Annotated in this window: 20 protein-coding genes; all 20 read left to right on the top strand. The window is 49.3% G+C overall.

Features of this window, described 5'->3' with window-relative positions:
- Positions 1-13 precede the first annotated feature (13 nt).
- Positions 14-838, top strand: coding sequence for a 50S ribosomal protein L2 (gene rplB / locus J9880_RS09435; protein WP_095923753.1), 825 nt, complete (start codon positions 14-16; stop codon positions 836-838).
- A gap of 14 nt (positions 839-852) precedes the next feature.
- The gene (rpsS, locus tag J9880_RS09440) at positions 853-1,131 is read left to right on the top strand and encodes a 30S ribosomal protein S19 (RefSeq protein ID WP_004929772.1); all 279 of its coding nucleotides are present in this window, start codon (positions 853-855) and stop codon (positions 1,129-1,131) included.
- 14 nt (positions 1,132-1,145) lie between these two features.
- Positions 1,146-1,478 carry a 50S ribosomal protein L22 gene (rplV, locus tag J9880_RS09445; RefSeq protein WP_004391423.1) on the top strand — a complete coding sequence of 111 codons (333 nt, stop codon included), beginning with the start codon at positions 1,146-1,148 and terminating at the stop codon, positions 1,476-1,478.
- A gap of 17 nt (positions 1,479-1,495) precedes the next feature.
- Positions 1,496-2,194 (top strand): 30S ribosomal protein S3, encoded by a 699-nt coding sequence (rpsC, locus tag J9880_RS09450; protein ID WP_013573691.1) that lies wholly within the window; start codon positions 1,496-1,498, stop codon positions 2,192-2,194.
- Positions 2,195-2,206: 12 nt separating this feature from the next.
- Complete coding sequence (rplP, locus tag J9880_RS09455) at positions 2,207-2,617, top strand: 50S ribosomal protein L16 (protein WP_009639183.1); 411 nt, start codon at positions 2,207-2,209, stop codon at positions 2,615-2,617.
- The gene (gene rpmC / locus J9880_RS09460; RefSeq protein WP_013573692.1) at positions 2,617-2,808 is read left to right on the top strand and encodes a 50S ribosomal protein L29; all 192 of its coding nucleotides are present in this window, start codon (positions 2,617-2,619) and stop codon (positions 2,806-2,808) included. The genes rplP and rpmC overlap by 1 nt, the downstream gene beginning before the upstream one ends.
- Positions 2,808-3,062, top strand: a complete 255-nt coding sequence (gene rpsQ / locus J9880_RS09465) for a 30S ribosomal protein S17 (RefSeq protein WP_014333604.1) — start codon at positions 2,808-2,810, stop codon at positions 3,060-3,062. The genes rpmC and rpsQ overlap by 1 nt, the downstream gene beginning before the upstream one ends.
- 170 nt (positions 3,063-3,232) lie before the next feature.
- Positions 3,233-3,604 (top strand): 50S ribosomal protein L14, encoded by a 372-nt coding sequence (gene rplN / locus J9880_RS09470; protein WP_008457164.1) that lies wholly within the window; start codon positions 3,233-3,235, stop codon positions 3,602-3,604.
- Positions 3,605-3,614: 10 nt separating this feature from the next.
- Positions 3,615-3,929, top strand: a complete 315-nt coding sequence (gene rplX / locus J9880_RS09475) for a 50S ribosomal protein L24 (RefSeq protein WP_095923752.1) — start codon at positions 3,615-3,617, stop codon at positions 3,927-3,929.
- A 14-nt stretch (positions 3,930-3,943) separates the two neighbouring features.
- A complete protein-coding gene (gene rplE, locus J9880_RS09480; protein WP_013573695.1) occupies positions 3,944-4,483 on the top strand; it encodes a 50S ribosomal protein L5 in 540 nt (179 codons plus the stop codon).
- 13 nt (positions 4,484-4,496) lie between these two features.
- The gene (rpsN, locus tag J9880_RS09485; protein WP_013573696.1) at positions 4,497-4,802 is read left to right on the top strand and encodes a 30S ribosomal protein S14; all 306 of its coding nucleotides are present in this window, start codon (positions 4,497-4,499) and stop codon (positions 4,800-4,802) included.
- Positions 4,803-4,835: 33 nt separating this feature from the next.
- On the top strand, positions 4,836-5,228 hold the full coding sequence (gene rpsH, locus J9880_RS09490; protein WP_013573697.1) for a 30S ribosomal protein S8: 393 nt from the start codon (positions 4,836-4,838) through the stop codon (positions 5,226-5,228).
- A gap of 13 nt (positions 5,229-5,241) precedes the next feature.
- Positions 5,242-5,775 carry a 50S ribosomal protein L6 gene (gene rplF / locus J9880_RS09495; protein WP_119825232.1) on the top strand — a complete coding sequence of 178 codons (534 nt, stop codon included), beginning with the start codon at positions 5,242-5,244 and terminating at the stop codon, positions 5,773-5,775.
- A 9-nt stretch (positions 5,776-5,784) separates the two neighbouring features.
- On the top strand, positions 5,785-6,138 hold the full coding sequence (gene rplR / locus J9880_RS09500) for a 50S ribosomal protein L18 (RefSeq protein WP_013573699.1): 354 nt from the start codon (positions 5,785-5,787) through the stop codon (positions 6,136-6,138).
- A 14-nt stretch (positions 6,139-6,152) separates the two neighbouring features.
- Positions 6,153-6,653, top strand: a complete 501-nt coding sequence (gene rpsE, locus J9880_RS09505; protein WP_013573700.1) for a 30S ribosomal protein S5 — start codon at positions 6,153-6,155, stop codon at positions 6,651-6,653.
- A 6-nt stretch (positions 6,654-6,659) separates the two neighbouring features.
- Positions 6,660-6,839 (top strand): 50S ribosomal protein L30, encoded by a 180-nt coding sequence (gene rpmD, locus J9880_RS09510; RefSeq protein WP_013573701.1) that lies wholly within the window; start codon positions 6,660-6,662, stop codon positions 6,837-6,839.
- Between the two features lie 3 nt (positions 6,840-6,842).
- Positions 6,843-7,277, top strand: a complete 435-nt coding sequence (gene rplO / locus J9880_RS09515; RefSeq protein WP_013573702.1) for a 50S ribosomal protein L15 — start codon at positions 6,843-6,845, stop codon at positions 7,275-7,277.
- 7 nt (positions 7,278-7,284) lie between these two features.
- The gene (gene secY, locus J9880_RS09520; protein WP_014333605.1) at positions 7,285-8,616 is read left to right on the top strand and encodes a preprotein translocase subunit SecY; all 1,332 of its coding nucleotides are present in this window, start codon (positions 7,285-7,287) and stop codon (positions 8,614-8,616) included.
- 33 nt (positions 8,617-8,649) lie between these two features.
- Positions 8,650-8,766: a 50S ribosomal protein L36 gene (gene rpmJ, locus J9880_RS09525; RefSeq protein WP_012768118.1), complete on the top strand. Its 117-nt coding sequence runs from the start codon at positions 8,650-8,652 to the stop codon at positions 8,764-8,766.
- A gap of 148 nt (positions 8,767-8,914) precedes the next feature.
- Complete coding sequence (gene rpsM, locus J9880_RS09530) at positions 8,915-9,271, top strand: 30S ribosomal protein S13 (protein WP_013573704.1); 357 nt, start codon at positions 8,915-8,917, stop codon at positions 9,269-9,271.
- Positions 9,272-9,276: the final 5 nt, after the last annotated feature.

The raw sequence follows: 9,276 nt of genomic DNA on the forward strand, positions 1-9,276 counted from the left end.
AGGAGTAAGAACAATGGCAATTGTTAAATGTAAACCTACATCTCCGGGTCGTCGCCACGTTGTTAAAGTGGTTAACCCTGAGCTGCACAAGGGTAAACCTTATGCTCCGCTGCTTGAAAAACTGAGCAAAAGCGGTGGCCGTAACAACAATGGCCGTATCACCACCCGTCATATCGGTGGTGGCCACAAACAGCATTATCGTCTGGTTGACTTCAAACGCAACAAAGATGGTATCGCTGCAGTGGTTGAGCGTCTGGAGTACGATCCGAACCGTTCCGCGAACATCGCGCTGGTTCTGTACAAAGACGGCGAACGCCGTTATATCCTGGCGCCGAAAGGCCTGAAAGTGGGTGACCAGATCCAATCTGGTGTTGATGCTGCAATCAAGACAGGTAACGCCCTGCCTATGCGCAACATCCCAGTAGGTTCAACGGTTCACAACGTAGAAATGAAACCAGGTAAAGGCGGCCAGATGGCTCGTTCAGCCGGTGCCTACGTTCAGATCGTTGCTCGTGACGGTTCCTACGTAACTCTGCGTCTGCGCTCTGGCGAAATGCGTAAAGTTCAGATCGATTGCCGCGCCACCTTAGGTGAAGTCGGTAACTCTGAACACATGCTTCGCGTTCTGGGTAAAGCAGGTGCTGCTCGTTGGCGTGGTATTCGTCCTACCGTTCGCGGTACTGCGATGAACCCAGTCGATCACCCACACGGTGGTGGTGAAGGTCGTAACTTTGGTAAGCACCCGGTAACTCCGTGGGGCGTTCAAACCAAAGGTAAGAAGACCCGTAGCAACAAGCGTACTGATAAATTCATTGTACGTCGCCGTAGCAAAAAATAATTAGAGGATAAGCCATGCCACGTTCTCTCAAGAAAGGTCCTTTTATTGACCTGCACTTGCTGAAGAAGGTAGAGAAAGCGGTGGAAAGCGGTGACAAGAAGCCTTTGCGCACTTGGTCCCGTCGTTCAACGATCTTTCCTAACATGATCGGTTTGACCATCGCTGTCCATAATGGTCGTCAGCACGTACCAGTATTTGTTTCCGACGAAATGGTCGGTCACAAACTGGGTGAATTCGCGCCGACTCGTACTTATCGCGGCCATGCGGCTGATAAAAAAGCTAAAAAGCGCTAAGGTAGGAGGAAGAGATGGAAACTATCGCTAAACATCGCCACGCTCGTTCTTCTGCTCAGAAGGTTCGCCTTGTTGCTGACCTGATTCGCGGTAAGAAAGTGTCGCAAGCTCTGGAAACTCTGGCCTACACCAACAAGAAAGCTGCTGGTCTGGTTAAGAAGGTACTGGAGTCTGCCATTGCTAACGCAGAACACAACGATGGCGCTGACATCGATGATCTGAAAGTCACGAAGATTTTCGTAGACGAAGGCCCAAGCATGAAGCGCATTATGCCGCGTGCTAAAGGTCGTGCAGATCGCATTCTGAAGCGCACCAGCCACATTACTGTGGTTGTGTCCGATCGCTGAGACTCTGGAGACTAGCAATGGGTCAGAAAGTACATCCTAATGGTATTCGACTGGGTATTGTCAAACCTTGGAACTCTACTTGGTATGCAAATACCAAAGATTTCGCTGACAACCTGGACGGCGACTTTAAAGTTCGTCAGTTCCTGACTAAGGAATTGGCGAAAGCTTCCGTTTCTCGCATCGTTATCGAGCGTCCAGCGAAGAGCATCCGTGTGACTATTCACACAGCTCGTCCTGGCATCGTTATCGGCAAGAAAGGCGAAGATGTCGAAAAACTGCGTAAGGTCGTAGCGGATATCGCTGGCGTTCCTGCGCAGATTAACATCGCCGAAGTCCGTAAACCGGAACTGGACGCAAAATTGGTTGCTGACAGCATCACTTCACAGCTGGAACGTCGTGTTATGTTCCGTCGTGCTATGAAGCGTGCAGTACAGAACGCAATGCGTCTTGGCGCTAAAGGTATCAAAGTTGAAGTAAGCGGCCGTCTTGGCGGTGCTGAAATCGCGCGTACTGAATGGTACCGTGAAGGTCGTGTTCCGTTGCACACTCTGCGTGCGGATATCGATTACAACACATCTGAAGCGCACACCACTTACGGTGTAATCGGCGTTAAGGTATGGATCTTCAAAGGTGAGATCCTGGGTGGTATGGCTGCAGTTGAACAACCGGAACCGGCTGCTCAACCTAAAAAGCAGCAGCGTAAAGGCCGCAAGTAAGGAGAGTCGCTGATGTTACAACCAAAGCGTACAAAATTCCGTAAGGTGCACAAGGGCCGCAACCGTGGTCTTGCGCAAGGTACGGATGTGAGCTTCGGCACTTACGGTCTGAAAGCTGTTGGCCGTGGTCGTCTGACTGCTCGTCAAATTGAAGCAGCACGTCGTGCGATGACCCGTGCAGTTAAGCGTCAAGGTAAGATCTGGATCCGAGTATTCCCGGACAAACCGATCACCGAGAAACCGCTCGAAGTTCGTATGGGTAAAGGTAAAGGCAACGTAGAGTATTGGGTTGCTTTGATCCAGCCTGGTAAAGTCCTGTACGAAATGGACGGTGTGCCTGAAGAGCTGGCTCGTGAAGCCTTCCAGCTGGCAGCAGCCAAACTGCCTATCAAAACCACCTTTGTAACTAAGACGGTGATGTAATGAAAGCACAAGAGCTGCGCGAAAAAAGCGTGGAAGAGCTGAACACTGAGTTGCTGAACCTTTTGCGTGAGCAGTTTAACCTGCGCATGCAAACGGCAAGCGGTCAGTTGCAGCAAACACACCTGTTGAAGCAAGTGCGTCGTGATGTTGCACGTGTGAAAACTTTACTGACTGAAAAGGCGGGTGCGTAATGACTGACAAGATCCGTACTCTGCAGGGTCGTGTAATCAGTGACAAAATGGAAAAATCCATTGTTGTTGCGATTGAACGTGTGGTGAAACACCCGATTTACGGTAAATTCATCAAACGTACGACCAAATTGCACGTACATGACGAGAACAATGAATGTGGTATCGGCGACGTTGTGGAAATCAGCGAATGCCGTCCACTGTCTAAGACTAAGTCTTGGACCTTGGTTCGCGTTGTAGAGAAAGCGATTCTGTAATACAGTAGCGCCTCTCAAAAATAGATAAACGGCTCATGAACGTGGGCCGTTTATTTTTTCTACCCATAATCGGGAACCGGTGTTATAATGCCGCGCCCTCATATTGTGGGGATTTCTTAACGACCTATCCTGGGTCCTAAAGTTGTAGTTGACATTAGCGGAGCACTAACATGATCCAAGAACAGACTATGCTGACCGTGGCCGACAACTCCGGTGCACGTCGCGTAATGTGTATCAAGGTTCTAGGTGGCTCGCACCGTCGCTACGCAGGCGTCGGCGACATCATCAAAATTACCATCAAGGAAGCAATTCCTCGCGGTAAGGTGAAGAAAGGCGATGTGCTGAAGGCGGTAGTGGTGCGCACCAAGAAGGGTGTTCGTCGCCCGGACGGTTCTGTCATTCGCTTCGATGGTAATGCATGCGTTATTTTAAACAATAACAGCGAGCAGCCAATCGGCACGCGTATTTTTGGGCCGGTAACTCGTGAACTGCGTAATGAGAAGTTCATGAAAATTATCTCTCTGGCACCAGAAGTACTCTAAGGAGCGAACCATGGCAGCGAAAATCCGTCGCGATGACGAAGTTATCCTGCTTACCGGTAAAGATAAAGGTAAGCGCGGTAAAGTAAAAAATGTCCTGTCTTCTGGCAAGGTCATTGTTGAAGGTATCAACCTGGTTAAGAAACATCAGAAGCCTGTACCGGCCCTGAACCAACCAGGTGGCATCGTTGAAAAAGAAGCTGCAATTCCGGTTTCTAACGTTGCTCTCTTCAACACGGCAACTGGCAAGGCGGACCGTGTAGGCTTTAGATTCGAAGACGGCAAAAAAGTCCGTTTCTTCAAATCTAACAGCGAAACTATCAAGTAATTTGGAGTAGTACGATGGCGAAACTGCATGATTACTACAAAGACGATGTCGTAAAAAAACTCATGGCTGAGTTTGGTTACAATTCTGTCATGCAAGTCCCTCGGGTCGAGAAGATCACCCTGAACATGGGTGTTGGTGAAGCGATCGCTGACAAGAAACTGCTGGATAACGCAGCAGCTGACCTGGCAGCAATCTCCGGTCAAAAACCGCTGATCACCAAAGCACGCAAATCAGTTGCAGGCTTCAAAATCCGTCAGGGCTATCCGATCGGCTGTAAAGTAACCCTCCGCGGCGAACGCATGTGGGAGTTCTTTGAGCGTCTGGTCTCCATTGCTGTTCCACGTATTCGTGACTTCCGCGGCTTGTCTGCTAAGTCTTTCGATGGTCGTGGTAACTACAGCATGGGCGTGCGTGAACAGATCATCTTCCCGGAAATCGATTATGATAAAGTCGATCGCGTTCGTGGTTTAGATATTACTATCACCACTACTGCGAAATCCGATGATGAAGGCCGTGCATTGCTGACAGCCTTTAACTTCCCGTTCCGCAAGTAAGGCAGGGTTACTAATGGCTAAGCAATCCATGAAAGCACGCGAAGTCGTTCGCGTAAAACTGGCTGATAAATACCGCGCTAAACGCGAGGAATTGAAAGCTATTATCTCTGGTGTGAACTCATCCGACGAAGATCGTTGGGATGCAGTTCTTAAGCTGCAGTCTCTGCCGCGTGATTCCAGCCCGTCTCGTCAGCGTAACCGCTGCCGTCAAACTGGTCGTCCGCATGCTTTCCTGCGGAAGTTCGGGTTGAGCCGTATTAAGGTCCGTGAAGCCGCTATGCGCGGTGAAATTCCGGGTCTTAAGAAGGCTAGCTGGTAATTGTCACCAATTGAATCACGGGAGTAAAGACAGATGAGCATGCAAGATCCGATCGCGGATATGCTGACCCGTATCCGTAACGGTCAAGCCGCGAACAAAGTTGCGGTCACCATGCCTTCCTCCAAGCTGAAAGTGGCTATTGCCAACGTGCTGAAGGAAGAAGGCTATATTGAAGAATTTAAAATCGAAGGCGACGCCAAACCTGAACTGGAATTAGTACTGAAGTACTTCCAGGGCAAGGCAGTGGTAGAAAGCATTCAACGTATCAGCCGTCCAGGTCTGCGCATCTACAAGAAAAAAGATGAGCTGCCAAAAGTTATGGCCGGTATGGGTATCGCTGTTATTTCTACCTCTAAAGGTGTTATGACCGATCGTGCAGCTCGCCAGGCTGGTCTTGGTGGCGAGATTATCTGCTACGTAGCTTAATTGGGAGGAAAGAATGTCTCGTGTTGCAAAAGCACCCGTCGTCATTCCTGCCGGCGTAGAGGTAAAACTCAACGGTCAGGTTATTTCGATTAAGGGTAAAAACGGCGAGCTGTCACGTACTATCCATGACGCTGTTGTAGTTAAACAGGAAGAAAATACACTGACTTTCGCTCCACGCGAAGGCGCTGTAGACGGTTGGGCCCAAGCGGGTACCACTCGTGCACTGTTGAACTCTATGGTTGTAGGTGTTACCGACGGCTTCACTAAAAAGCTTCAACTGGTAGGTGTTGGTTATCGTGCTGCTGTTAAAGGCAACGTGGTGAATTTAGCCTTAGGCTTCTCTCACCCGGTCGATCACCAACTGCCGGCAGGCATTACTGCAGAATGTCCGACCCAAACTGAAATCGTGCTGAAAGGCGCTGATAAGCAGGTAATCGGTCAGGTTGCTGCAGATTTACGTGCCTACCGTCGTCCTGAGCCTTATAAAGGTAAGGGTGTCCGTTACGCCGACGAAGTCGTGCGTACCAAAGAGGCTAAGAAGAAGTAAGGTAACACTATGGATAAGAAATCTGCTCGTATCCGTCGTGCGACCCGCGCACGCCGCAAGCTCAAAGAATTGGGTGCGACTCGTCTGGTGGTACATCGTACCCCGCGTCATATTTACGCACAGGTCATCGCACCAAACGGTTCTGAAGTAATAGTTGCTGCATCTACTGTAGAAAAAACTATCACTGAGCAACTGAAGTATACCGGCAACAAAGATGCTGCCACTGCTGTAGGTAAAGCTATCGCAGAACGCGCATTGGAAAAAGGGATCACGAAAGTATCCTTTGACCGTTCCGGTTTCCAATATCATGGTCGAGTCCAGGCACTGGCAGATGCTGCCCGTGAAGCTGGCCTTCAGTTCTAAGGAAGAGGTTTAAGATGGCTCACATCGAAAAACAAGCTGGCGAACTGCAGGAAAAGCTGATCGCGGTAAACCGCGTATCTAAAACCGTAAAAGGTGGCCGTATCTTCAGCTTTACCGCACTGACAGTAGTTGGTGATGGTAACGGTCGCGTTGGTTTTGGCTACGGCAAAGCACGCGAAGTTCCGGCAGCGATCCAGAAAGCGATGGAAAAAGCCCGTCGCAACATGATGAATGTCGCGCTGAATAGCGGCACCCTGCAGCATCCTGTTAAAGGTGCTCATACGGGTTCCCGTGTGTTCATGCAGCCGGCTTCCGAAGGTACCGGTATTATCGCCGGTGGTGCAATGCGCGCCGTCCTGGAAGTTGCAGGGGTTCATAACGTATTGGCTAAAGCTTATGGTTCCACCAACCCGATCAACGTGGTTCGTGCAACTATCGATGCTTTGGCAAATATGAAATCCCCACAAATGGTCGCTGCCAAGCGTGGTAAATCCGTTGAAGAAATTCTGGGGTAATTAACCATGGCAAAGACTATTAAAGTTACACAAACTCGCAGTTCCATTGGCCGTCTGCCGAAGCATAAAGCTACTCTGCTGGGCCTGGGTCTGCGTCGTATTGGTCACACCGTTGAGCGCGAGGATACTCCTGCTGTACGCGGTATGATCAACCTGGTTTCCTACATGGTTAAGGTTGAGGAGTAAGAGATGCGTTTAAATACTCTGTCTCCGGCTGATGGTGCCAAACAAGCGCCAAGGCGTGTAGGTCGTGGTATTGGTTCTGGCCTGGGTAAAACCGGCGGTCGTGGTCACAAAGGTCAGAACTCACGTTCTGGTGGTGGCGTACGTCGTGGTTTTGAAGGTGGTCAGATGCCTTTATATCGTCGTTTGCCGAAATTCGGCTTCACCTCCCGCAAAGCTATGATCACGGCAGAAGTTCGTCTGTCTGAACTGGCTCTGGTGGAAGGCGACGTGATCGACCTGAACGCGCTGAAAGCCGCTAACGTAGTTGGTATCCAGATCGAGTTCGCGAAAGTAATCCTTTCTGGCGAAGTTGGTCGTGCGGTAACTCTGCGTGGTTTGCGTGTCACCAAAGGCGCTCGTGTTGCTATCGAAGCTGCTGGCGGTAAAATTGAGGAATAAGTAGCAGATGGCTAAGCAACCGGGATTAGATTTTCAAAGTGCCAAGGGTGGACTAGGCGAACTGAAGCGCAGACTTTTGTTTGTTATCGGTGCGCTGATTGTTTTCCGTATCGGCTCTTTTATTCCGATCCCTGGTATTGATGCCGCTGTACTTGCCAAATTGCTCGAGCAGCAAAGAGGTACCATCATTGAAATGTTTAACATGTTCTCTGGTGGTGCCCTTAGCCGTGCTTCAATCTTTGCTCTGGGGATCATGCCGTACATTTCTGCATCGATCATTATCCAGCTGTTAACGGTGGTTCATCCAGCGTTAGCAGAAATAAAGAAAGAAGGGGAGGCTGGCCGTCGTAAGATTAGTCAGTACACCCGTTACGGTACGCTGGTATTGGCAGTGTTTCAGTCGATCGGTATTGCTACCGGTCTGCCGAACATGCCTGGTATGCAAGGTCTGGTGTTAAATCCAGGCTTTGCGTTCTACTTTACTGCAGTTGTGAGCTTAGTGACTGGGACAATGTTCCTGATGTGGCTGGGTGAGCAAATTACTGAACGAGGTATCGGTAACGGTATTTCAATCATTATCTTTGCAGGTATCGTAGCGGGTCTCCCGCCAGCAATCGCCCATACTATCGAACAAGCTCGGCAAGGCGACCTGCACTTCCTCCTGTTGCTGTTGGTTGCAGTTTTAGTGTTTGCAGTGACTTTCTTTGTGGTGTTTGTTGAACGTGGTCAACGTCGTATCGTCGTTAACTATGCTAAACGCCAACAAGGTCGTCGTGTCTATGCAGCACAGAGCACGCACTTACCGTTGAAAGTGAATATGGCCGGGGTTATCCCAGCAATCTTCGCTTCCAGCATTATTCTGTTCCCTGCCACGATTGCATCATGGTTTGGGGGCGGGACTGGTTGGAACTGGCTGACTACGATTTCGCTGTATTTGCAGCCTGGGCAACCGCTTTATGTGTTACTCTATGCGACTGCAATCATCTTCTTCTGTTTCTTTTATACTGCGTTGGTGTTCAACCCGCGTGAGACAGCAGATAACCTGAAGAAGTCCGGTGCATTTGTACCAGGAATTCGTCCGGGAGAGCAAACGGCGAAGTACATTGATAAAGTGATGACTCGTTTAACCTTAATTGGTGCGATGTATATTACTTTCATCTGCCTTATCCCGGAGTTCATGCGTGACGCGATGAAAGTTCCATTCTACTTTGGTGGTACTTCTCTACTGATCGTAGTCGTCGTTATCATGGACTTTATGGCTCAAGTGCAAACTCTGATGATGTCAAGTCAGTACGAGTCTGCATTGAAGAAAGCAAACCTGAAAGGCTATAACCGCTAATCTGGTGAGTTTGCGAAGTTACGGAGAGTAAAAATGAAAGTTCGTGCTTCCGTCAAGAAATTATGTCGTAACTGCAAAATTGTTAAGCGTAACGGTATCGTTCGCGTAATCTGCAGCGCAGAACCGAAGCATAAACAGCGTCAAGGCTGATTATCTCGCATATTTTTCTTGCAAAGTTGGGTTGAGCTGGCTAGATTAGCCAGCCAATCTTTTGTATGTAAGCAGCAATACTATTTGAGTATCCTGAAAACGGGCTTTTCAGAATGGTATTGCCGTATATAAATAGTAGGAGTGCATAGTGGCCCGTATAGCAGGCATTAACATTCCTGATCAGAAACATACCGTGATCGCATTAACTTCGATCTACGGCATCGGCAAAACCCGCTCACAGTCTATCTGTGCTGCATCAGGTATTGCTGAAAATGTTAAGATCAGTGAGCTGTCTGAAGAGCAAATCGAAAAACTGCGTGACGAAGTTGCCAAGTTCATTGTTGAAGGTGATCTGCGTCGTGAAGTCACCCTGAGCATCAAGCGTCTTATGGACCTTGGAACTTATCGTGGTTTGCGTCATCGTCGTGGTCTTCCAGTACGCGGTCAGCGTACCAAGACTAACGCACGTACCCGTAAGGGTCCGCGTAAACCGATCAAGAAATAATCGGG

Origin of the sequence: Rahnella victoriana (assembly GCF_021276285.1) — a bacterium.
Lineage (GTDB): Bacteria > Pseudomonadota > Gammaproteobacteria > Enterobacterales > Enterobacteriaceae > Rahnella > Rahnella victoriana.

Excerpts from the sequence above, each read along its gene's own strand:
- rplR (WP_013573699.1), top strand. The coding sequence starts at position 5,785 with ATGGATAAGAAATCTGCTCGTATCCGTCGTGCGACCCGCGCACGCCGC.
- rplE (WP_013573695.1), top strand. The coding sequence starts at position 3,944 with ATGGCGAAACTGCATGATTACTACAAAGACGATGTCGTAAAAAAACTC.
- secY (WP_014333605.1), top strand. The coding sequence starts at position 7,285 with ATGGCTAAGCAACCGGGATTAGATTTTCAAAGTGCCAAGGGTGGACTA.
- rpsQ (WP_014333604.1), top strand. The coding sequence starts at position 2,808 with ATGACTGACAAGATCCGTACTCTGCAGGGTCGTGTAATCAGTGACAAA.
- rpmD (WP_013573701.1), top strand. The coding sequence starts at position 6,660 with ATGGCAAAGACTATTAAAGTTACACAAACTCGCAGTTCCATTGGCCGT.
- rplF (WP_119825232.1), top strand. The coding sequence starts at position 5,242 with ATGTCTCGTGTTGCAAAAGCACCCGTCGTCATTCCTGCCGGCGTAGAG.
- rpsH (WP_013573697.1), top strand. The coding sequence starts at position 4,836 with ATGAGCATGCAAGATCCGATCGCGGATATGCTGACCCGTATCCGTAAC.
- rplB (WP_095923753.1), top strand. The coding sequence starts at position 14 with ATGGCAATTGTTAAATGTAAACCTACATCTCCGGGTCGTCGCCACGTT.
- rplV (WP_004391423.1), top strand. The coding sequence starts at position 1,146 with ATGGAAACTATCGCTAAACATCGCCACGCTCGTTCTTCTGCTCAGAAG.
- rpmJ (WP_012768118.1), top strand. The coding sequence starts at position 8,650 with ATGAAAGTTCGTGCTTCCGTCAAGAAATTATGTCGTAACTGCAAAATT.
- rplN (WP_008457164.1), top strand. The coding sequence starts at position 3,233 with ATGATCCAAGAACAGACTATGCTGACCGTGGCCGACAACTCCGGTGCA.
- rpsE (WP_013573700.1), top strand. The coding sequence starts at position 6,153 with ATGGCTCACATCGAAAAACAAGCTGGCGAACTGCAGGAAAAGCTGATC.
- rpmC (WP_013573692.1), top strand. The coding sequence starts at position 2,617 with ATGAAAGCACAAGAGCTGCGCGAAAAAAGCGTGGAAGAGCTGAACACT.
- rpsS (WP_004929772.1), top strand. The coding sequence starts at position 853 with ATGCCACGTTCTCTCAAGAAAGGTCCTTTTATTGACCTGCACTTGCTG.
- rpsN (WP_013573696.1), top strand. The coding sequence starts at position 4,497 with ATGGCTAAGCAATCCATGAAAGCACGCGAAGTCGTTCGCGTAAAACTG.
- rpsC (WP_013573691.1), top strand. The coding sequence starts at position 1,496 with ATGGGTCAGAAAGTACATCCTAATGGTATTCGACTGGGTATTGTCAAA.
- rplO (WP_013573702.1), top strand. The coding sequence starts at position 6,843 with ATGCGTTTAAATACTCTGTCTCCGGCTGATGGTGCCAAACAAGCGCCA.
- rplP (WP_009639183.1), top strand. The coding sequence starts at position 2,207 with ATGTTACAACCAAAGCGTACAAAATTCCGTAAGGTGCACAAGGGCCGC.
- rplX (WP_095923752.1), top strand. The coding sequence starts at position 3,615 with ATGGCAGCGAAAATCCGTCGCGATGACGAAGTTATCCTGCTTACCGGT.